This window comes from Croceitalea vernalis, from assembly GCF_031846405.1.
In the GTDB taxonomy this organism is placed as follows: Bacteria; Bacteroidota; Bacteroidia; order Flavobacteriales; family Flavobacteriaceae; genus Croceitalea; species Croceitalea vernalis.
Genome location: NZ_JAVRHU010000003.1, coordinates 500,001 through 523,512 on the forward strand (window position 1 = coordinate 500,001; position 23,512 = coordinate 523,512).

16 protein-coding genes, 2 tRNA genes and 2 rRNA genes (1 of these 20 running past the window's edge) are annotated in these 23,512 nt (G+C 35.8%); 10 read left to right on the forward strand and 10 right to left on the reverse strand.

The window, feature by feature from the left end; all coding sequences use genetic code 11:
- From RM520_RS12685 to RM520_RS12705, 5 genes are all read right to left on the reverse strand, one after another.
- Positions 1-137: ribosomal RNA gene (locus tag RM520_RS12685) — 23S ribosomal RNA — on the reverse strand (it extends 2,682 nt beyond the left edge of the window).
- A 300-nt stretch (positions 138-437) separates the two neighbouring features.
- Positions 438-511 (reverse strand) — tRNA-Ala (locus RM520_RS12690).
- Between the two features lie 98 nt (positions 512-609).
- A tRNA-Ile gene (locus tag RM520_RS12695) sits at positions 610-683 on the reverse strand.
- Positions 684-801: 118 nt separating this feature from the next.
- A 16S ribosomal RNA gene (locus RM520_RS12700) occupies positions 802-2,323 on the reverse strand.
- The 16S and 23S rRNA genes sit together here with 2 tRNA genes alongside, the layout of an rRNA operon.
- Positions 2,324-2,634: 311 nt before the next feature.
- A complete protein-coding gene (locus RM520_RS12705; RefSeq protein WP_311386047.1) occupies positions 2,635-4,656 on the reverse strand; it encodes a putative porin in 2,022 nt (673 codons plus the stop codon).
- Positions 4,657-4,824: 168 nt separating this feature from the next.
- Here RM520_RS12705 and RM520_RS12710 point away from each other — a divergent pair, with 168 nt between their 5' ends.
- From RM520_RS12710 to RM520_RS12735, 6 genes are all read left to right on the forward strand, one after another.
- Positions 4,825-9,186 (forward strand): thrombospondin type 3 repeat-containing protein, encoded by a 4,362-nt coding sequence (locus RM520_RS12710; RefSeq protein ID WP_311388242.1) that lies wholly within the window; start codon positions 4,825-4,827, stop codon positions 9,184-9,186.
- Positions 9,183-9,944: a hypothetical protein gene (locus RM520_RS12715; protein ID WP_311388243.1), complete on the forward strand. Its 762-nt coding sequence runs from the start codon at positions 9,183-9,185 to the stop codon at positions 9,942-9,944. The genes RM520_RS12710 and RM520_RS12715 overlap by 4 nt, the downstream gene beginning before the upstream one ends.
- Positions 9,945-9,950: 6 nt before the next feature.
- Positions 9,951-10,547, forward strand: a complete 597-nt coding sequence (gene rnhB, locus RM520_RS12720) for a ribonuclease HII (protein WP_311388244.1) — start codon at positions 9,951-9,953, stop codon at positions 10,545-10,547.
- Between the two features lie 32 nt (positions 10,548-10,579).
- Positions 10,580-13,036 carry a DUF3352 domain-containing protein gene (locus RM520_RS12725; protein WP_311388245.1) on the forward strand — a complete coding sequence of 819 codons (2,457 nt, stop codon included), beginning with the start codon at positions 10,580-10,582 and terminating at the stop codon, positions 13,034-13,036.
- A gap of 125 nt (positions 13,037-13,161) precedes the next feature.
- Positions 13,162-14,712 carry an OmpA family protein gene (locus tag RM520_RS12730; RefSeq protein WP_311388246.1) on the forward strand — a complete coding sequence of 517 codons (1,551 nt, stop codon included), beginning with the start codon at positions 13,162-13,164 and terminating at the stop codon, positions 14,710-14,712.
- A gap of 10 nt (positions 14,713-14,722) precedes the next feature.
- A complete protein-coding gene (locus RM520_RS12735; RefSeq protein ID WP_311388247.1) occupies positions 14,723-15,421 on the forward strand; it encodes a TapB family protein in 699 nt (232 codons plus the stop codon).
- 27 nt (positions 15,422-15,448) lie between these two features.
- On the opposite strand, the gene lipB is transcribed toward RM520_RS12735, so the two are convergent.
- Genes lipB through RM520_RS12750 form a run of 3 tightly spaced genes read right to left on the reverse strand, consistent with a single transcriptional unit; the run spans position 15,449 to position 17,097 of the window.
- Positions 15,449-16,165 (reverse strand): lipoyl(octanoyl) transferase LipB, encoded by a 717-nt coding sequence (lipB, locus tag RM520_RS12740; protein ID WP_311388248.1) that lies wholly within the window; start codon positions 16,163-16,165, stop codon positions 15,449-15,451.
- A 23-nt stretch (positions 16,166-16,188) separates the two neighbouring features.
- Positions 16,189-16,935 carry a hypothetical protein gene (locus RM520_RS12745; RefSeq protein WP_311388249.1) on the reverse strand — a complete coding sequence of 249 codons (747 nt, stop codon included), beginning with the start codon at positions 16,933-16,935 and terminating at the stop codon, positions 16,189-16,191.
- Between the two features lie 6 nt (positions 16,936-16,941).
- A complete protein-coding gene (locus RM520_RS12750) occupies positions 16,942-17,097 on the reverse strand; it encodes a YqaE/Pmp3 family membrane protein (protein WP_083467550.1) in 156 nt (51 codons plus the stop codon).
- Positions 17,098-17,186: 89 nt separating this feature from the next.
- Here RM520_RS12750 and RM520_RS12755 point away from each other — a divergent pair, with 89 nt between their 5' ends.
- From RM520_RS12755 to RM520_RS12770, 4 genes are all read left to right on the forward strand, one after another.
- Positions 17,187-18,230: a response regulator transcription factor gene (locus RM520_RS12755; RefSeq protein ID WP_311388250.1), complete on the forward strand. Its 1,044-nt coding sequence runs from the start codon at positions 17,187-17,189 to the stop codon at positions 18,228-18,230.
- Positions 18,231-18,323: 93 nt separating this feature from the next.
- A complete protein-coding gene (locus RM520_RS12760; protein WP_311388251.1) occupies positions 18,324-18,866 on the forward strand; it encodes a TlpA family protein disulfide reductase in 543 nt (180 codons plus the stop codon).
- A 71-nt stretch (positions 18,867-18,937) separates the two neighbouring features.
- Complete coding sequence (lysS, locus tag RM520_RS12765) at positions 18,938-20,629, forward strand: lysine--tRNA ligase (RefSeq protein ID WP_311388252.1); 1,692 nt, start codon at positions 18,938-18,940, stop codon at positions 20,627-20,629.
- 47 nt (positions 20,630-20,676) lie between these two features.
- Positions 20,677-22,107 carry an SLC13 family permease gene (locus RM520_RS12770; protein WP_311386059.1) on the forward strand — a complete coding sequence of 477 codons (1,431 nt, stop codon included), beginning with the start codon at positions 20,677-20,679 and terminating at the stop codon, positions 22,105-22,107.
- A 53-nt stretch (positions 22,108-22,160) separates the two neighbouring features.
- On the opposite strand, the gene RM520_RS12775 is transcribed toward RM520_RS12770, so the two are convergent.
- Positions 22,161-22,913, reverse strand: a complete 753-nt coding sequence (locus tag RM520_RS12775) for a leucine-rich repeat domain-containing protein (RefSeq protein ID WP_311386060.1) — start codon at positions 22,911-22,913, stop codon at positions 22,161-22,163.
- A gap of 227 nt (positions 22,914-23,140) precedes the next feature.
- Positions 23,141-23,440: a hypothetical protein gene (locus RM520_RS12780; protein WP_311388253.1), complete on the reverse strand. Its 300-nt coding sequence runs from the start codon at positions 23,438-23,440 to the stop codon at positions 23,141-23,143.
- Between the last annotated feature and the right edge of the window lie 72 nt (positions 23,441-23,512).

Here is a 23,512-nt window from a genome sequence, read left to right on the forward strand (position 1 = left end):
CATAGTGGGTTGCCCCATTCGGATATCTACGGATCAACACTCGTGTGCAGTTCCCCGTAGCTTTTCGCAGCTTATCACGTCCTTCTTCGCCTCTGAGAGCCTAGGCATTCCCCATACGCCCTTAATTTGCTTGTCGCACTATATATCACTTGATATATGCGCCCTCTCGTAATCCTTATAATTACTTCTAACTTATTGTATTCTATTCTACTACTTAAGTTTCTTCTTTTGACTTATTATAAATGACTCGTGTCTTTATAATACGTCCCAATATGTCAATGAACGTTGTGCAAGATTATCAGAATATCAAAGTAGCTACGCTGCTCCTCAAACTTTAATCTTGAGAATGCATTAAAAAAATCTTATCTCAGAAACAACTAAAAGCAAGCTTCTTTTGTTTCCTTCAATCTCGATTCTACTTTTTAAAGCATCCATCGTGGAGAATATCGGAGTCGAACCGATGACCTCCTGCGTGCAAGGCAGGCGCTCTAGCCAGCTGAGCTAATCCCCCAATTACTAGTCGTTAGTAATTAGTATTTAGCAGTTAGTACTTAACTACTACCCAACTTCTAGAATTTCCTATTCAGTATTTCAATTATATGAACGTTGTAGTCTCAGGCAGACTCGAACTGCCGACCTCTACATTATCAGTGTAGCGCTCTAACCAGCTGAGCTATGAGACTGTCTTGGCCTGTTTACAACAGTACACAATATTTTAAATAACATATTGATAGACAACATAAAAGAGTAAGAACCACTCCTTAGTCAAAAAACGGGGCCAATTAGGCGCATCGTCTCTAGAAAGGAGGTGTTCCAGCCGCACCTTCCGGTACGGCTACCTTGTTACGACTTAGCCCTAGTTACCGATTTTGCCCTAGGCCGCTCCTTACGGTGACGGACTTCAGGCACTCCCAGCTTCCATGGCTTGACGGGCGGTGTGTACAAGGCCCGGGAACGTATTCACCGGATCATGGCTGATATCCGATTACTAGCGATTCCAGCTTCACGGGGTCGAGTTGCAGACCCCGATCCGAACTGTGACCGGTTTTATAGATCCGCGCCCACTTACGTGGTGGCTTCCCTCTGTACCGGCCATTGTAGCACGTGTGTGGCCCAGGACGTAAGGGCCGTGATGATTTGACGTCGTCCCCACCTTCCTCACGGTTTGCACCGGCAGTCCCGTTAGAGTCCCCATCATTACATGCTGGCAACTAACGGTAGGGGTTGCGCTCGTTATAGGACTTAACCTGACACCTCACGGCACGAGCTGACGACAACCATGCAGCACCTTGTACATAGTCCGAAGAAAAGCATATCTCTACGCTATGCAATGTACATTTAAGCCCTGGTAAGGTTCCTCGCGTATCATCGAATTAAACCACATGCTCCACCGCTTGTGCGGGCCCCCGTCAATTCCTTTGAGTTTCATTCTTGCGAACGTACTCCCCAGGTGGGATACTTATCACTTTCGCTTGGCCGCCGAGACCGAAGTCCCGACAGCTAGTATCCATCGTTTACGGCGTGGACTACCGGGGTATCTAATCCCGTTCGCTCCCCACGCTTTCGTCCATCAGCGTCAGTATATAGTTAGTCACCTGCCTTCGCAATTGGTGTTCTATGTGATATCTATGCATTTCACCGCTACACCACATGTTCCGGCAACTTCACTATAACTCAAGACCTACAGTATCAAGGGCAATTTTATGGTTGAGCCACAAACTTTCACCCCTGACTTATAGGCCCGCCTACGGACCCTTTAAACCCAATGATTCCGGATAACGCTCGGACCCTCCGTATTACCGCGGCTGCTGGCACGGAGTTAGCCGGTCCTTATTCTTACAGTACCGTCAGCTTTCCACACGTGGAAAGGTTTCTTCCTGTATAAAAGCAGTTTACAACCCATAGGGCCGTCATCCTGCACGCGGCATGGCTGGATCAGAGTCTCCTCCATTGTCCAATATTCCTCACTGCTGCCTCCCGTAGGAGTCTGGTCCGTGTCTCAGTACCAGTGTGGGGGATCCCCCTCTCAGGGCCCCTAACCATCGCTGCCTTGGTAAGCCGTTACCTTACCAACTAACTAATGGTACGCATGGCCATCTTTATCCGATAAATCTTTAACTATTTAATCATGCAATCAAACAGTACTATGGGGCATTAATCCAAATTTCTCTGGGCTATTCCCCTGATAAAGGTAGGTTCCATACGCGTTCCGCACCCGTGCGCCGGTCGTCAGCAAGTGCAAGCACCTCTGTTACCCCTCGACTTGCATGTGTTAGGCCTGCCGCTAGCGTTCATCCTGAGCCAGGATCAAACTCTTCATTGTTGATCGTTAAATATCTCGCGATACCTACATCAACCCCTCTAAGTTCTTTGACTTCAAAATGGTTTTATTTATTCTCTTCTACGCTGTCTATTCCAATATGTATATGAACTTCTTTATTCCTTCTCAAAAAAAATAAAAACCCCTACGGTTTTTATCTCATTTAACACTCACCTCATCGGCAAAGCGGGTGCAAATATAAAAACCTTTTTTTAACCAGACAAAACAAAAACAACTATTTTTTTGACTCTTTTTTAATTAAAAAAATACCCCCTTGATTTTCAGTTGCTAAGAGCTCTAATTTTTGCTGAATTTTATGAAAAGAAATTCCAAACTAAACCAAAACGAATAACAAAATCTCGATATGGATAATTTGGCGCACTGTAATAATTATAATCTTTGCTCCAAATTGTATTAATATGCTCTGCTTTTAAATAGATGCGCGTTTGCCTAACCTTGGCATTTATAAAGAAGTCAATCATTGGAAAAGCTCCCAACTCTTCTTGCTCTTGAACATAAAACTCACCTAATAATGGATGATAGGCATCCATATTATATGAAGTGAAATATTTGAAGGTTACCCCAGTCTGAATGTACATAGCCTTTTTAAATACATCATCAGAATAATATAGGGTATTTCTTGTAACAAAATCTGGAATATTTAATACCTGATTGTCTTGTCCGACATTCTGATACATAAGGGTATTATTCAGAGCCCATTTTTTGTACTTAAACTCTTTGTTATATTTCACCTTTAAAAAGGTAATTGTATTGGATTCTTGTTTAGGTCTTACAAAAGCATTTTCTAAATCATTTTCAAAGTCATCATCTGTAATGGAATCATCGAGCCCAAAAAAGGTATAATTATCAATAGCGGAATATTTAGCTTCAAGAGTTCCGAATAGTTTAGAATCAAAACCAAAAGTTAAGGTCTGTATTTGTTGTTTTTCAAAACGTTCTGTATTCTGCCAATTAAAATTCTCGTAATCACTTTGATATAATAAAAAATTAAAATTTGGAGCTCGAGAAGAACCATGTATAGCAGCTGTTAGGCTATTATTGTTATTTAGCTGATATTTGGCAAAACCATCAAATAGAGTTCCAGTTAAATCGCCTGAAAGATTGTACCGCAATTTTCCTTGTAGAAAAAGTTTTCCTATGGTGTTTTTGTAATCTGCACCTAAAGCAATCTCATCACCATCAATCTTGTTTTGAATAGTTTGTTCATCAGTTATTAAGAGGCTGTTAAAGAAATATTGGTAATTATAAAGATTAATGCTACCTGATAGGCTGCCTAATGTTTCATTTGAAAATTTAGCGGAAACTTGATTAAACATTGTTTTTAAGGTTGCCTTATCGTTTATAGGACTACTTAATACATTCTCTCCAAAAGTTGAGGAAGCTGAGCTTTGGAGAAATTGATAAAATTTAGATTCATAATTAAATTGATGACCAATTGCAAGAAGGGTCGATCTTGTTTTTAAACTATCCTTTTTAGGTCGCACCACATTAAATTGATGATCTAAAAAATAGCGTTTACTCAGCACTCTATTCGTCGCATTTGTATACACTACATCTATACGAGAACGATCAATAAAGTCTTCGTTACCAGATTCAAATTGATCTTCTTTATTTGACAAACCACCGTTCTCCTCAGCTTCGATATCTTGAGAAGCGTAATGCCCACGAAGCCAATACCTATTATTGGCCGTACGATAATTAAAACTGGTTCTAAAACTACCAGACTCAGCCTGGTCAAATCTGTATTTACCTGATGATCTGAAACCTTTAAAGGCTATAGAAAAATTAAGTCTTCGTGAAGTATTAAAGGTCAATAAAGCATCTAACAATTGTCCTTGTTCCAAAGTGGTCTTAAAAAAAAGCTCTGTCATTGGCGTGGGTACATTGTAATAATAAACATCATCTTCATCAAAAAAGCCAAAATGTCTAGCCCTAGCCCCAATACCTGGGTACATGGATTTATTTTCAAGATTCACACCCAGTGCATTATATGGTTGTCCAATATTAGAAAATGGCATGAACTCAAAATCGTCCTCACGCAAAAAATTATACCGATACTCCTTTTTTAAGGTTAAGGTAGTATCTAAAAATGTCGTGTCTCTGTTGTTTGAGATGATTTTGTAATCTTCAATTTTTAAACCATCTGGTTTATTTCCATAGTTCTCTTTGGTCTTTCTTCCACCAAGAGAATCCAACTGTCCTAGTCTTGGATTATTGATAATTTCTTTTTCTTTTAAAGTAGCTGTAGAATCAGTTTGCCCATAAGATGAATAAACAAGACCGACAAAGAATAAGAACAGGAAATAATACTTCATTTAAACTGCTTGGAGGGACAAAGGTATTTAATTTTGTTCGTAACGAAATGTGAAAGTTTTATTCAAAAAACTGTAGGTCAATTATGATTTTACCTAAAAAAATCTGCATTTCTTAAAAAAACCTAAAAAATTCCATATTTTAACCCCTCGATAGCTAAAAAAAATCAAATGAAGAAAAAATTACTATTGCTTGGTTTTTTGATCTCAAGTTTCACATTCGCTCAATACAATGCGAATGCTCCTTGGATGAAAGAATTGAAAGAGAAAAATGCACAAGTAACAAAAGGAAGAGCAGGCAGTACTGCTCAAACACCAGTTTACACTTTTGCTGAAATTACAAATGCCTTTGACAACTATTGGAAAGGAAAAGAAGAAAAGAGTAAAGAACAGGGCAGCGGATTTAAACCGTTTATGCGTTGGAGAAACTACTGGTCTCATTTTGTAAAACCAGATGGTTTTTTGCCAACAGCAAAAGAACAATGGGAGAGTTGGGAACAATTGCAGAATAATGCAGGCCCAGTAAATCCAACAAGTAATTGGACCTCTTTGGCAACAAGCTCACAGGGAACATCTGGTTTTGGACAACCTGGAGTAGGTCGTGTAAATGCGATTGCCGTGGATCCTAATAACCCAGATATATGGTATGTTGGAGCGCCTTCAGGTGGTTTTTGGAAATCAACTGATGCCGGTGACAATTGGATTAACACCTTTCAAGAGTTTCCTCAGATAGGAATTTCTGGTATTGCTGTAGACCCTAATGATTCGAATATTATATTTATCGCAACGGGTGATGACGATGCTGGTGACAACTATAGTATTGGTGTTTTTAAAAGTGAAGATGCTGGACTGACATGGACTCCAACCGGATTAGGCCCAGACACTCAAGAAAACTTTGATCAACTTAATGAAATTTTCATTGACCCCACAGATTCTAACATTCTTTGGGTTGGTGGTACACAAGGCCTTCAAAAATCAATTGATGGTGGTGTAACTTGGGAAGTAAAACGAACTGGGAACATCACTGATTTTAGATTAAAACCAGGTGATCCAAATACAATTTACGCCGTTACAGGACAAACCAGAACTACTGGTAGTAGCGATGTTGTATTTTTTAAATCTACCGATGGAGGTGATTCCTTTGATAGAATTACCGATATCCTACCAGATGATGGTGGACGTGCTGTTATAGGTGTTTCACCGGCAGACCCTGATGTTCTTTATCTTTTATTCTCAGACATCTTTAACTGTGATACTTGTTATCAAGGTTTGTTTAAATCTACTGATAGTGGAGAAACTTTTACACAAACCCTTAACGAAACAGACCTTATAGAAAGAGATCAAGCTTGGTATGACTTGGCTATTGCGGTTTCTCCAACAGATGCCGATGAAGTTTATACCGGTGCCATCAATATTTGGAAAACAACTGATGGTGGAGACACGTTTACTAGGTTAAACAGCAACGACAATAACGTAGGTCCAGCTTACACGCACGTTGACAACCATACTTTTAAGTTTTTTAACGGCAACCTTTTCGTAGGTACTGATGGTGGTATTTATGTAAGTGATGACGGCGGTGCTACTTTCACCAGTAAAAATGAAGGTTTAGATATTACTCAATTCTATCGTATTGGTATTGCTAAAAATAATGCAGACATCATAGTAGGTGGAACCCAAGATAATTCCGGATTTGTGTACAATAATGGTTCTTGGAATATTTATTCTGGAGGTGATGGTATGGATTACGAAATAGACCCGACCAATAGCAGCCTTGCCTATGGTTTTTCGCAATTTGGATTCTTATGGATAACAGATGATTTAGGCCAAACAGTTACCACGGTAGGTTCACCTGCACAAGGAAACTGGGTGACCCCTTTAGCCATAGATGGTGAAGGTACGGTATACTCAGGTTTTGATACAATGTATAAATTGGTAGGAACATCTTGGGAAGCTACAACAGATGCCTTTACTAATGGTAATATTGATGATATTGAGATTGATCAAAAGAACCCACAGATTATTTACGCCGTTGATGCTGGAACACTATACAGAAGTGAAGACGCAGGAGCTAATTTTGTAGTACTTAATGAGCGAGATGCTAATGATGATATTATACCGATAGCAACTCAAATTTCAGATATTACCATTAATAGTAATAATGAAAGTGTTATTTATTTAACGACGGCAAGGACTGTAGGTATAACTCCTGATTCTAGTCAACCTACTGAAAGAGGTGTATTTAAAGTTACAGTTGATGGCAACACCTTAGTAAGTATTGAAAATATCACCTATGACCTACCGACAGATCAGGCATATTTTAGTATCGTTCATCAAGGTAGAGCTGCGAATAATCCGATTTATGTTGGAACGAGCTTAGGCGTTTTTCGTACGGATGACACCTTAACAGAATGGGAACAGTATTCTACCAACTTACCAAATATGGGGGTAGCGGATTTAGAGATAGATTTGGATCAAGGACTAATTGTTGCCGGCACATATGGTGCAGGTGTATGGACATCACCCATACCTTTTGAGGCGGCAGCGAATGATGTAAAATTTATTGAAGTAAGTACTACTGCAGTTGGCGGAGTTAGTTGTGACGACGTCATTGCATCAATTACTGTTGAAAACAATGGAGTAAATGACATTGCAGAAGTGAATGTCACCTATAACATCAATGGCAATACGGATGAAAATTTCACATATTCAAATGTTATCACTAGTGGTGGGACAGCAACTTTTGATTTACCAGCATTAACCAACATAACGGCGGGAGAAGCTTCATTATTAACAGTCAATGTGGATATTGTTGATGATGCTTTTGACGACAACAACGTTGGACAGGCACCTGTTTTTGTTGCTAATATAGCAAGTGCCGGTGAAGAGCTCTTTGATATGGAAACAGATGCTACTTCGTTATTTGCGTTCAATACAATAGGAACTACACCGATAGATAGTCCTGCATTATGGGAACGTGGAGTACCTGAAGGAACTCTGTTAAACACTGCTAGCTCAGGAACTCAGGTGTATGGTACTAATTTAGATGGCAACCACCCTGACCAAACAACTAGTATCATTTTTAGTAGATGTTATGATATATCAACAATTTTAGCTCCTAAATTAAGTTTCCAAATGGCTTATGATTTAGAAGAAAATTGGGACATCGTCTATGTAATTTATTCCACTGACAATTATCAAACTTTTGAAGTACTGGGTTCTATAGACAGTCAACCTAATTGGTACAATAGTGACAGAACTAATGCATCTTCGGGTGCTGCTAATGATTGTCAGAATTGCCCAGGAGCCCAATGGACAGGCACCAATGCAACAATGACAAAATATACTTATGATTTTGTAGCAAATATTGCAAATGGAGAAACCGACTTAACAGGTGCAACCAATATCCAATTCGGAATTGTTTTTGTATCTGATTTTTCTGTTAATCAAGAAGGAGTTATTGTAGATGATTTTGTTATGGAAGGCTTCACTGATGATGATGATGATGATGATGATGGCGTACTAGATGTTGATGATAACTGCCCGTTGGTAGCCAATGCTGACCAAGCAGATAATGACGGTGATGGTGAAGGTGATCTCTGTGATGCGGATGATGACAATGATGGTATTTTAGATGTTGATGATAATTGTCCGTTTACAGCTAATCCAGACCAAGCAGATTTTGATGGTGATGGAATTGGAGACCTTTGTGATGATGATATTGATGGTGATGGCGTGCCGAACGATGCTGATATTTGTGCGGAAACACCAGCAGATTCCGTTGTCGATGTTGATGGTTGTGTAATTTTCACATTACCTGCTAATAATTTTAGCGTTAGAAGTACTGGAGAATCGTGTATTGCCTCTAACAATGGAACTGTAAATGTTAGTGCTCTTGATGCGACACTCAATTATACTGCAACACTAACTGATACTGATGCTATGGCAACAGCTGCAGCCTTTTCCGATGAGACTACTTTTAATGATTTATCTGCGGGCAATTATAACTTATGCCTAACAGTAGAAGGTCAAGCCGGCTACGAACTTTGTTTTGATATTACTATTACAGAACCAGAGCCTTTAAGCGTGAGTTCTAAAGTGAGTTCGCTCAAAAGCGAAGTGGTACTTAGTTTAAAAGGAGGTAGAGAATATTTAATTGAATTGAACGGTGAAGCTTTTATTACGACAGAAGATGAAATTACATTACAGCTGAAAAATGTTGAAAATGTTCTTTCAGTTAGAACTGATAAAGATTGTCAAGGCACTTATGAAGAAACCATTGTTTTAAGTGATAAGATTCTTGTATATCCAAACCCAGTTACCAGTCAGAACCTTAATGTGTTTTTAGGGTCCGATGAATTTAATGAAATTCAAGCATCTATTTTCTCAACAGATGGTAGAAAAGTAATGGGTGACTTTTACAAACCCAATGGTGGATATATTAATATGAACATTAGTGGTTTGCCGCAGGGTATTTACATCCTTAACATTAAAACTGACAATTCGTTGTTGAATTATAAAATCTTAAGAAAATGAAATTAAATACAATTAGATATATAAGCATATTAACGGCTGTTATTTTTATGGTTGGTTGCAGCAGCAGCAGTTCTGGTGATGATACACCTACCCCTCCGCCAACAGGGGGTGGTGATGATGAGCCGGTAATTCCAGCTCCGAGTGCGGCCACTTTGATATTTCCTGAAGATAATACCGAGTGTAATACCGGTATTGTTGATGTAAATGATGAAAACCTTAGCGAAGTTACTTTTGAATGGAACGCGTCTCAAAACACAGATCGCTATACCGTGACTATAACAAACTTGAATACCAATTCAGCTACGTTTGTTAATTCAGATACTAATGAAGCTACCGCTACCATTCAACGCGGTGTGCCCTATTCTTGGTTTATTACTTCTCGTGCTGATGGTACCCGTGATACTGCGGATAGTGGTACATTCCGTTTTTACAACGAAGGCCCAGGGGTTGAAAATTATGCGCCTTTCCCAGCTGAAGCAATAGCTCCGGCAAGAGGGGTAAATTTACCAATGAGCACAACGGCCGTAAATCTAGAATGGAGTGGTAGTGATGTTGATAATGATATCGCTAGTTATGAAGTGTTTTTTGGAACTGAGGCCGAACCAACTACTTCGATTGGTTCAGTGACCGAGACTACCATAGCAGATGTGACCGTTGTTTCGGGAGCTACTTACTACTGGATAGTTGTTACAACGGATAGTGCAGGTAATACTTCTACTTCTGAAGTTTTTGAATTTAGAATTGGGGTACAGGTTTAAAGCATTGTGCTTTTAAAACAATACAAATACCCAAATGAAGCAGGTACAGATGAAGCTGGCCGGGGCTGCCTTGCAGGCCCGGTTACCGCTGCTGCTATTATTCTTCCAAAGAATTTTCAAAATAGTATTATCAATGATTCCAAACAGCTTTCTGAAAAGAAGAGAGACCTACTTAAACCTATACTAGAAAAAGAGGCACTAACCTTTGGCATTTGTCACGTTTTTGAAACGGAAATTGATACTATTAATATTTTAAATGCTTCCATATTAGGCATGCATCGTTCAATAGATCAGCTCAAAGAAAAACCTAAATTGATACTTGTTGATGGTAACAGATTTAAGCCTTATCAACAAATTCCACATGAGTGTATCATCAAAGGTGATAGTAAATTTTTAAGCATTGCCGCTGCATCTATATTAGCAAAAACCTACCGTGATGCCTACATGAAAAAGATTCATGAAGAGTTTCCAATGTATAATTGGGCAAAGAATAAAGGATATCCTACAAAAGAGCATCGGAATGCCATTCGAGAATATGGTTTAACAAAATACCATAGAAAAAGTTTCAAACAATTACCTGAGCAAATAGCTTTTGAGTTTTAACAAAGACTGTAACTTTGTTCAAACTTGAATCAATGAAATTCAAAATAGTCTTCCTTTTTGTGCTGATATTAGCTTGCGCAGAACAAAAAACAACAACAGACTCCATATTATCATTTCTACCTCAAAATGCAGCAGCTGTTTTAAAAGTCAATACGCTTTCTAACTTTAAAAGTGAGCTTAAGAATAGTGAAATATTATCAAAAATAGATAAAACAAGACTTTACCAAACCATTAGCAACAAAATTGATGGTATCAATTTTTTAAACCCAGAAACCACATGTACTATTGCTTTTTATGAACTTGGGAAAAACAATTTTGAATTTTTCTTTATTGCAGAAAAAGACCCTCAGTTTTTTGATTTAGATAATGTTGCCAATAAAAGAATTGAAGAATTGACTTATGAAAATAAAACCATTAATAAATATCAGCTTGAAACTTCTGAGTTCTTCAGCATAATAATCGAAGAAAAAATCATTGTCACTTCCTCTTTAATGCTTCTTGAAAATTCGATAAGAGCTGGATATAATAACTCAACTAATGAACATTTAGAAAAGCTTTATACCACAGCAGACCCAACTAAAGCCGCCTCCATTTTTATCAATTTAAAGGATAATAGCACTATTTTTTCTGGGCTTTTGAAAGAATCTACAAAAGTTAACCCAAAACAATTTGCCAACTGGGTCGCTGTAGATTTTACCACTAATCAAAACGCTTTAACATTAAGTGGAGTGGCGCTTGCCAATGATAGCACCAAGAATTTTATCAACTTATTTAAAGGGACTACACCCTTAGCTAATGGTATTTCTCAAATAGCGCCAAAAAACGCAGACGGTTTTGTGTCTTATGCATTTGGTAATTATGAAGTTTTTTTAAACAATCAAAAGTCATACTTGGACCAAGTTAAAAGTCAAGACACAATTTTTAATACAGTCGAGGAGGTCGGTATTATTTACATGAATTCGAAAAAGGCTTTTGTTCTTAATACTTTTGGCGGGGAGGGTTTGTCAGAAAAAATATCGAATTTATCAGGTGAAACCTCAAGTTATCAAGGCAATGAATTATTTGAAATAAAAGATAAGAACTGGTTATCAAAGGCATTTAACCCTTTAATCAGAGACTTTGAAAACAATTACGCTACGATTATCTCTAACTCATTTGTATTTGCGTCAAATAAAGAAACTATTCAAAGTATCATTGCCAATGTTAAAAGCGGAAATACCTTTAATACCTCTAGAACTTACGAAACAGCGATGACCTCATTAGCCAATGAATCTTCATTACTCTTTTTAGCTAACCAAAAAGGGATACAATACTTTTTAGATAATGATTTCAACCAAACGCTAAGTGATGATTTTAAAAAAATCAAGTTTGACGATTACACTTTTGCTGGACAATTAGTTGCTGATCAAAATTTTTATCATTCTACAGCACTAATATCCAAAATCAATAAAACTGTTGAAAATAATAGTGTAGGACCATTGTTTACTCTTGAGCTAGACACCGATTTAGCTATTGATCCCAAGTTTGTAAAAAATCATCGTACGAATAAACAAGAGATAATTGTTCAAGACACTGATAACTTTTTATACCTGATTTCTACTACAGGTAAAGTCTTATGGAAAAAACAATTAGAAGGTAGAATTCGAGGAAAAATACATCAGGTAGATATTTTTAAAAACGGAAAATTACAATTGGCTTTTTGTACCAACAATCAGTTTCTTGTTTTGGATAGAAACGGAGAAGAAGTCTCACCTTTCAATAAAAAATTTGAAGGCGGTAATTTGAATCCATTAGCGGTATTTGATTACGAAAACACAAAGAATTATCGTTTTGTAGTTACCCAAGGTCGAAAAGTATACATGTATAATAGCAAAGCAGAAATCGTAGACGGGTTTAAATTTACTGAGGCCAATAGTAGCATCATAAAGGCACCTCAGCATTTTAGAATTGCTAAAAAAGATTATCTCATTTTTGCCTTGGACAACAATTCGCTCGCTATTCGCCATCGCGCGGGTCAACAACGCTTAAAAGTCAATGACAAAATTGATTTCTCGGATAATGATTTGTTTTTATATAAAAACAAATTTTCAGTTACAGATAAAAAAGGCGTATTACACCAAATTGACACCAAGGGCAAACTATCAAAAACCAATTTCAATCTCAATGAAAATCACGGGATGTTCGCAACTAGCAAGACTCTGGCTTTAATGAATGAGAACATTTTAAGCATAAAAGGAAAAAAAGTGGAGTTAGAAATAGGGGTCTTCACCGCGCCAAAAATATTTTATATCTATGATAAAATCTATGTTAGTGTTACTGACTTGCAAAATCAAAAGATTTATCTTTTTGATAGCCAGGCAAAATCAATTGCTAACTTCCCAGTTTACGGTAACTCGCTAATAGATTTGGTAGATATGGATGGAGATAGAAAATTAGAATTTGTTGCCAAAGACCAAGAAAACTCCATTATCGTCTACAAGATGAATTAACAACTTCTTATACAAGATTTAATACAAAACATACATCTCAAAAAACAATTCAACAGAATTTTTCATAGTTTTCGCAATGGTATTTTTCATACCTTAAGTCACTTCTTATCAAATGTTAAAACAAAATGAAATCACTATCAAATAGCAGTCCGCTATTAGCACTTCTGGCTTTTTTTATTTTTTCTCTAGTTGGTCAAGCCCAAACCAAAAAACTCAAACGCCCTAGCAGTAGAGTTGGTGTAAATAGCGTAGACACTTTTGTTCGAGAGTCCTTCGACCTTTATGACAAGGTATATATGTATGATGGTTACGCCCAAGCAGGCACTCCTCTTTCCGATGAGGACATAGATGTACTTGAACAAGCTTTAGATGATGTTACAGGCCTAAGTGACAGCGCCCCTGATATTCTATCTGATATTGACGGCATAGGTGTGTTAAAACAAAGCAAAGCAACTTTACAAATAAATCGAGCCAAAAAAGCATTAAAATACAGTATAAAAACATCTAAGGAATTGTTATTAAACCAACAAAAAGGCGGTAGTAGTGAAGAAGAAACTGAAACCACTTCTGAACAAGATAACAACTCATCAGATTCAACTATTAAAACGTCTGAGCAGAGCAATGAAAATACTGGTGATGAGACGCCAAATGAACCAAAAACTTTAGAGGTTTATAGCAAATTTGACTTTGTACCGGGCGACAAACAACTATTTTTTGATGATTTTTCCAATGACTTTATTGGAGATTTCCCTGCAATGTGGAACACTAACGGAAATGGCGAGGTTGTAACCCTTGGAGATTCTTCCACCAAATGGTTAGAATTGAAACCAGGATACAATATTTTTTATATACCAGATGTACCCGAACTTCCAGAAGAATACACCATTGAATTTGACACCAGGGTCGTTGGTATAGATTATCGTACTTCTTCTTCAGGAAGGTTAAGCGTTTTACTAAGTGATGATCCAAAATTTAAAACAGGTGATAATTATGTAAGAACTTCCATTCCGTATGTACAATATGTTGCCTCGGGCATTTCAATGAACAATCATATAAATAGAACAAATGGAGGAATTAACAGTTCAATTAAAGCAGATATTCGAAAAGCAGTCTTAGAACAACCTCATTTTTCAATAGCAGTCAACAAACAGAGATTTCGTCTTTGGGTAAATGAAACGAAGTACGTAGATATTCCTCGTATAATGCCAACTGAAACAAGAGTAACTACTTTAAAATTCAAACTAGAAGGATTTAAAGATACTAAGGAACGTCTTTTTTTAGGTAATCTCAAAGTAGCTGAAGGTGGAGTTGATTTACGACGACAATTGATTTCTGAAGGTAGAATTTCTACTAACGGTATCTTATTTGATTCTGGTTCGGCAAACATAAAGCCTGAATCAATGGGTATTATCAGACAGATTTATCAAGTTCTTCAACAAGATGCTACCATTAACTTAAAAATTGTTGGCCATACCGATAGTGACGGTGCAGATGACGCTAATATGAGACTTTCAAAAGACCGAGCAGATGCTGTTAAAACTGCATTAATGACTGTTTATGGCGTTGCCAACAATAGGCTTTCCACTGAAGGTAAAGGTGAAACTGAACCAGTAGCAGAGAATACTGACCTTGACGGTAAAGCCAAGAACAGAAGAGTAGAATTTATTAAACAATAACAAATACACTATGAAACTTAAAAAATTTATTATTCTAATTGCATTAATAAGTTTTACTGTAATTAAAGCCCAAGACAATTGTAGTTCTTTTTACCCTATGGTTGAAGGTGCGACTTTCACTTACAAACTTTATGATAAAAAAGATAAGGTGAATGGAACATCAAACTACAAAGTTCAGGAAGTAACTACAAATGGAAGCGAAACCAAAGCCTCATTAAACATAAACTATCAAGGTAGTAAGAAAAGTGAAACCTTTGAGATGGATTATAATTTCACCTGCACTGGTGAGGGTATTCGTATAGATTTCAATAGTTTAATGCCAAACCAAATGGTAGAACAATATAAAGACATGGACGTTGAAATGGATATTACCGGAACTGACATTGAATTGCCAAATAATCTAAGTGTTGGACAAGAATTAAAAGATGCTGATATCAATATTGCAATGAGTATTAGTGGTATGAAAATGAAAGTTGAAGCTAAAACTACTAATAGAAAAGTAGTCGCCCAAGAATCTGTGACGACACCAGCTGGTACTTTTGATTGCATGGTAATAACTGCAGACATCTTGAGTAAGGCCATGATGGCTAAAGTTACCATATCAGATAAATTATGGCTGGCACAAGGTATTGGAATTGTTAAACAAGAAACCTACAATAAGAAAGGGAAATTAGAAAGTAGAATGGAACTGACTAGTTTTTCAAAATAATTTTTATGATAACACAAAAACCCTGGCTTATGCCGGGGTTTTTTGTTTTATCAAATTAGCCTTAAAAAGTAGTTCAAAATGCCGAAGTAATTTTTGTTTGACTTGGTTCATATCAACTTCCTTTTGACCTAACTCAACGTTTAAGGAAGTGACAGCTTTATCTTTTATTCCGCAGGGTATCATTAAATCAAAATAACCTAAGTCTGAATTTACATTAAGCGCAAAACCATGCATGGTTACCCATCTACTAGCACGCACACCCATGGCACAAATTTTACGGGCAAATGGCGTACCAACATCTAACCAAACACCTGTTTCCCCTTCTGAGCGTTCTGCTTTTATGCCGTACTCAGCTAAGGTTAGAATAACCATTTCTTCTAGAAATCGAAGATATTTATGAATATCTGTAAAGAAATTATCTAAATCTAAAATAGGATAACCGACTATTTGACCGGGACCGTGATAAGTAATATCGCCACCTCTGTTTATCTTATAAAATGTAGCTTCTTTCTCTTTAAGCTTTGCTTCATCAATAAGCAAGTTATTAATATCACCGCTTTTACCAAGGGTGTAAACGTGAGGGTGTTCTACAAATAGAAAATGGTTTGGGGTTTGAAGGCCAGCCGCCTCTCTCCTATTCTTAATTTTTAAGTCAACTATCTCCTTAAAAAGTAGTTCTTGATAGTCCCAAGTTTCTTTATAATCTTTGAGTCCTAAATCTTGTAAAAGAACCTTTTTATTCATCAGGCAAAGATACGAACCCAAACTTAGTCTTCTAATTCTACTTCTAAAATTAGCTTTTCTGGAGTTTTCATCATATCAAGGAAACTCACTTCATAAATCATGGTTTTTCCATCCATAGAAAATGTAGCGCCTTCAACATTAACATTTTTAACTCGTCTAGGAAAATGATACTTGAAAGTATATGTAGAACCTGACAAAAACATTTCAGCGCTTGCAAGACTATCCAAACTTTTTTCGAATAGCTCTTGGTTTACAATCTCGGTAGTTCTTGTAAACTTATTATTAGAAAAATTATAATTGACTTTGGTCGTAGGTTCTGAAGAAGGCTTTGGCGGACCTGCTTTACTACCTGCACCAGCTATAGGACCAATAGAGCTTGCATTTTGAAAAGCATTGAACGCATCATTCACCTGATTGATATTTTTGAATTCACTGAACAATTCAAACTTCATTTCACCAACCTCAGGATCCATAACCATATGCATGCTAAAAGGTTCTAGTTTTTTAAGTTTTGCTTGTTCTTCAAGTGGTAATTTTGAAATACTGTCCTTTTTTTCTTCCAAAAGATCTTTGAATACGATTGTTGAATCCATCGGTTTCTCTTGTTTTAGAGTATCCAAAGAACTTAACATTCCCATCATTTCATTAGCGTCAAAATTAATTGATAGCTTACCAGAACCGTCGTCGTTCAAATAGACCTCTTCAGTAAAATTACATGCAACAATAAAACATGCACAAATTATCGCTACAGTATATTTTATTTTTTTCATAAAAACCTAATTGGGATTATTTAAAATTACTAGTGCTGCAATTACACCTGGAACCCAGCCACAGAAGGTTAAAAGTAGTACAATTAAGAAAGAACCACAACCTTTACCAATGACCGATAAAGGCGGGAAAATAATGGCTAATAAAACTCTTAGAAAACTCATATAATGATTTTGATTGATGTACTTTATAAGTATTCAAAACTCCACATTTGTTACATAAAAAACCATTATTTTTAAATGATTTCTATTGTATGAGAACACTTTTGTTTTGGCTTTTATGTACTCCACTTGTAATGTTTGGGCAATACCAATTCAGCGGGCAACTTTCTGATGATCACAAAAATCAAACAGTGTATTTATCTATTGTCGAGAATTATAGAAAAAGCTCTCGAATTTATTTAGATCAAATCATAAGTACTACAACCACAGATAATTTTGGATCCTTTAGATTTGAAGGAGATAATTTATCAGATAAGAATCATTTATATCGCATTCACATTGATGATTGTAATTATACCAGCGAAAAAACCGCTCATTTTTTAAAAGAATGTAACTACACAGAAAGTCTTTTGTTTTTAGCAAAGAATAGAGATACCATTTCGATACCGCTCTTAGCTAATAATCAAGCATTATGCGAAATCAATTCTACCAATAATACCTCGACCCTTATTTTAGAAATTAATACTCTTAGAGAAGAAATGATTCTTGACTTTCTTGAATATCCCAGTAAAGCTAATGAAGATTTAAACTTCAAAAAATGGTTTTCAAGACTACAAAAGTTCGGCATTGACTCGGGTGAACCTGTAGCAGAACTCTATATCTATAATTTTTTATCTGATAGAGCCAGTGAAACACATGCTTTTTATCTAAATCATCTTCAACATAATGAATATTATATCCAGTTATTAAATAGATTAAAAAACAAGTATCCAAATACTTCTTTTACAACACAATTTCAAAGAGAAATCACAGCGGATAAAATAATGCCCGAAGATACCACGACATCATTCATTTCCGTTTTATCAGATTACATTGTATACATTATGATTGGTGTTGTAGGCCTTACCATTGCCTGTATATTTTACCGAAAAAAAGCGCGTAAAAACAATAAAAAATATTTCGACACCCTTACTACTCAGGAAAAAACAATAATAGAAAAAATTGGGCTAGGTAAATCAAATAAAGAGATTGCAGCGGAATTATTTATTAGCCTAAGTACCGTAAAAACACATATTAATAACATATACAAAAAGTTAAACGTTACCTCAAGAGAAGAGCTAAAAGCCCTTTTTTAGCAAATTCAACCGGGGTACTAGTACGAATATCAACCTAGTATAACCCGTTAGCAGGCTTTTAAAAAATGATTTTTGGAATCAAAACTAAAAATCATGAAAGCAAGTATTCTTATTATCTTATTCCTGAGTGTCAACCTAAGTTTTGGGCAAAAACTCAATCAAGAAATTAAAACAGAAAAAGGTCATCAATTTCTCGTAGGACCTATTAATTTGAAAGGACTTCAAAGTGAGCCATATAAAAACTGGTTTAATAGTTCTTACGATAACTATTCCGTTGATAAGTCCTTAACCAAGCTACTCAAAAAACAATTAAAAGGTTACCAACTCAAACTCTTTTTAGGAACCTGGTGTGGTGATAGTAAACGTGAAATGCCTAGGATGGTAAAAATTCTGGAGCAAGCACGATTCCCTTTAGAAAATTTAGAGATTATTGCACTTGATAGAAGAAAAGGTTTCTACAAAAAAAGCCCAAGCGGTCAAGAAAAAGGACTGAATATTATAAAAGTCCCTACGCTAATCTTCTTTAAAAATGGCAAAGAAATCAATAGAATAGTTGAACGACCACTTGCCTCTTTAGAAGAAGATATGTTAGCAATTTTAACTAGTGAAACTTATAAGCCGAATTATTCTAAGTGAAACAATCTAGTTTGCCATAGTTAAAGCGCAAAAGTGTAATTTTGCGCTTTAATTTTTAATAGCTTTCTAGAATGCAGTTATCGGAACAAGAAATCGTACGTAGAGAAAAACTAACTAAGCTTCGTGAATTAGGTATTAACCCATATCCTGCGGCTTTATTTCCTGTTGATGCTACATCAAAGAGTATCAAAGATGATTTTTCTGAAGGTAATCAAGTAGTAATCTCTGGAAGGTTAATGTCAAGAAGAATTCAGGGTAAAGCGTCTTTTGCTGAACTTCAAGATAGTGAGGGCAGAATTCAAGTTTATTTTAATCGAGATGAAATCTGCACAGGAGAAGACAAAAGCCTTTACAATGATGTCTATAAAAAATTACTGGATATTGGTGATATTATTGGTATTGAAGGAGAACTTTTTACCACTCAAGTTGGTGAAAAAACCGTTATGGTGAAAAACTTTTCATTGCTTAGTAAAGCATTGAGGCCATTACCACTTCCAAAAGTCGATGCCGATGGCAATTCATATGATGAATTTAACGACCCTGAATTGCGTTATCGTCAACGTTACGTTGATTTAGTTGTAAATCCGAAGGTTAAAGAAACCTTTATCAAGCGTACAAAAATCACTAATAGTATTAGAGAGTTTTATAATGAAAAGGGGTACTTAGAAGTTGAAACACCTATTCTACAACCTATACCTGGAGGTGCAATTGCGCGACCTTTTTTAACGCATCACAACGCCTTAAATATTCCATTATACTTACGTATTGCAAACGAATTATACTTAAAAAGACTAATTGTTGGCGGGTTTGATGGAGTATATGAATTTTCTAAAGACTTTAGAAATGAAGGCATGGATCGTACTCATAATCCTGAGTTTACTGTAATGGAACTGTATGTTGCATATAAAGACTACAATTGGATGATGGATACTACTGAGCAATTATTAGAAAAAATTGCTTTAGATACCAATAGCAGTACAAAAATTACTGTCGGGGAAAACGAAATAGAATTCAAAGCTCCGTATGCCAGAGTACCTATTTTAGAAGCTATAAAGACGCATACAGGTTTTGATGTTGCTGGAATGAACGAAGCTGAATTGCGTGAAGTTGCTCAAAAATTAGGATTAGAGGTTGATGACACCATGGGTATTGGTAAACTGATCGACGAAATATTTGGCGAAAAATGCGAGCACTTTTATGTGCAACCTACCTTTATTACCGACTACCCAAAAGAGATGAGTCCGTTAACCAAAGAACATAGAGAAAATCCGGCTCTTACGGAGCGTTTTGAGCTTATGGTTAATGGTAAAGAATTGGCTAATGCTTATTCTGAGCTTAATGACCCTATTGACCAACGTGAACGTTTTGAGGAGCAATTAAAACTTTCTGAAAAAGGTGATGACGAGGCAATGTTCATTGATCAAGACTTTTTAAGAGCTTTAGAATATGGAATGCCACCAACCTCTGGTATTGGGATTGGTATTGATCGTTTGGTGATGTTAATGACCAATAATTCATCAATTCAAGAAGTTTTATTCTTCCCTCAAATGAGACCTGAGAAAAAAGCCATTGAATTGACTGATGAGGAGAAAGTCATTATGGATTTGCTTAAAACTGTTGAAGAATTACCTTTAGTAGAATTAAAAAATAAAGCTGGTCTTAGCGGTAAAAAATGGGATAAAAGCACTAAAAATCTATCAAAGTTGGGGATATTCGTTGTTGAAAAACGCGATGACGGATTGTTTGCAAAAAAAGTTGGTTAAAATCTATTTTTTATTATTTCCAAAAAATAGCCTAGTTTAGAATCATCATGGAACTAAGCAAAAAACTAGGCCTGATTTTTGGGCCAATCGTATTTTTAATTCTAATCAATCTACCATTTCAACTAGTTTCTGCAGAGGGAGATAATGTCATTGCCGTTGCAGTTTGGATGCTTATTTGGTGGATTTCAGAAGCTGTCTCCATTTCTGTAACTGCTTTATTGCCACTTTTACTTTTTCCTCTACTAAAAATATTACCAATTGCAGAAGTTGGCGCTAATTATGGTAGCCCCATTGTGTTTCTTTTTTTTGGTGGATTTGTTATGGCTTTAGCCTTAGAAAAAGTAAACCTTCATAAGCGTATCGCTTTAAATATTATACGATTAACGGGTACTACTCCAAATAAAGTAGTTCTAGGTTTTATGATAGCTACTGCATCATTAAGTATGTGGATTAGCAATACCGCCAGTACTGTTGTTATGTTACCCATTGCATTATCAGTTATCAATCTATTGATTAATGATGAAGATGGATTTACTAAGAATGATAAAAATTTTGCGCTAAGTGTTATGCTTGGAATTGCTTTTTCAGCCAACGCTGGTGGAATTGCAACTGTAATAGGAACACCGCCAAATTCTGTTCTTATTGGTCTTTTAGAAAATGAATATAACATTCAAATTTCCTTTTTAAAATGGATGACCTTGGGTCTGCCATTTTCCATTGTAATGATTTCCATTTCCTATTTAGTATTGGTAAAATGGATGTTCCCAAATAGAGACTTGAAATTTAATGCTTCAAAAGAAGTGATTCAAGTAGAACTTGAAAAACTTGGCTCAACTTCAGGAAAAGAAAAAATGGTGTTAATAATTTTTGGTGTAACCGTTTTTTTATGGATTTTTAGAACCCTTATAAATAAAATTTTTCCTGATTTAGGGCTTTCTGATACCATGATTAGCATTTTTGCAGCTATCTCGTTATTTGCGATTCCTTATAATATAAAGAAAGGGGATTTTATTATTCATTGGAAAGATACCTCAAAACTGGCATGGGGAATTTTAATACTCTTTGGTGGTGGTTTGGCTTTGGCTAAAGGTATGTCTGTTAGCGGTATTGTAGATTTGGTTGCAAATGCCATTGCTAGTAGTGAAATAAGTATCTTATTAACAGCGTCATTACTTATTCTCTTGATGCTTTTTATGACAGAATTAATGAGTAATGTGGCATTGGTGGCAGTTTTAGCGCCTGTCGTTGCAGGCATAGCCATAGGCTTAGAAATTCCAATTCTTTATTTGTTGATTCCAGTAACGATGGCTAGTAGTTGTGCATTTATGCTCCCTATGGCAACACCTCCGAATGCAATAGTTTTTGCCAGTGGGTATGTAAAAGTACCTGAAATGGCTCGGGTTGGTATCATTCTCAATTTAATAGCAGTTGCATTACTAATTGTTGTATTTCAATTTGTAATACCATTATTATTCTAAATAAAAAAAGCTCCATTTTATGGAGCTTTTTAAAATATTATGGAGTCAAGGCACTAATTTTCTTCCTCGTAATCTTCAAATTCTAATTTTGATAATCCTTCTTGAGATTGAGTAAAGTCAATAGGTAATACAGCACCATCTTTTAATTTGAAATCAGTCAATACTAATTGTTGTTCAGATAAGGTTCTCAAACCGTTCATATCTGAAAACTCATTGTTTGAAAGATATAGTTTTTTCAACTTCTTTAAATTTTCCATTCCAGATGGCATTGCACCATCCAAATCATTGTTAGCGAGAGCTAAAGTGTTTAGCTTTGACAGCTCGTTAATTGTTTCTGGTAAAGTACCCTCAAGCTTGTTATCACTAAGATTTAATTCTTGTAAACTTTGCAGTTTGTTTATCGTGTTTGGAATATTGCCTACCAATTCGTTTTTACCCAAATCAACAGCTTTTAAATTATCAAACTTTCTAAATAAACCTGGGATTTTACCTTTAATACTATTATTGGATAAATTCAGACTTTCTAAATATCTTAAATTACCAATGGTAATCGGAATTTTACCTTGAAGGTTGTTGTTAGATAAATCTAAACCAACAACTTTACCATTTTTAACTGTAACACCATGCCATGTAGAAATGGGTTTGCTCTCATCCCATTGATTGGTCCATTGATGACCTTTAGTTTTGGCTTTTAACTCTAATAAAGCAATAACTTCTCGTTGACTTACTTCATCTTGAGCAATAAGTAGGTTGGCACAGAATAAGACTAAAATTACTAGTAAGGTAGATAATCTTGATGTTTTCATAATCTATAATTTGATTTGGTCAAGCTACAACAACACTAAATTCAAAAATGTATCGACTAAATACAATAAAATGTGGTGTAACTGTTTAATTAGCTTCTCAAAGTAGGTAAAATTGAGGTTTGTATTCTACTATATTCCCATTTTTTCGATGAAATACTATCAAAAAAGCCTCGATTATTATCGAGGCTCTTAAAATATTGTATTCCTTTACTATAGAATGAATCGTTCTATTTACGGTACGGATTAAAATTTTCAGGCAAATAGTCTGTCGTATCAAAACCTAAATCGATAACATCGTTTTCTATAAAATTTAATGAATTAACTGACTCATTAGAATCGTACGCATTAAATTCTTCCGGTAAATAATCAGCAGTATCAAAATCAAATGCTTCTTCTTGTTCTTGCTCTACAAAAACTATTGATTTGATATTAAATTTTTCAACTGGTGTCTTTTCTGCTTTAGCACTCAATAAAGGCAAGAAAAGCGCTCCGATAAAAGCAATTGCTATGTATTTTCTATATTTCATAATGATATATTTTCAATTTTTCTTCAAAGGTAAAACTGTTAAAATCTATTATTAGTATGCTTTTTACTTTCA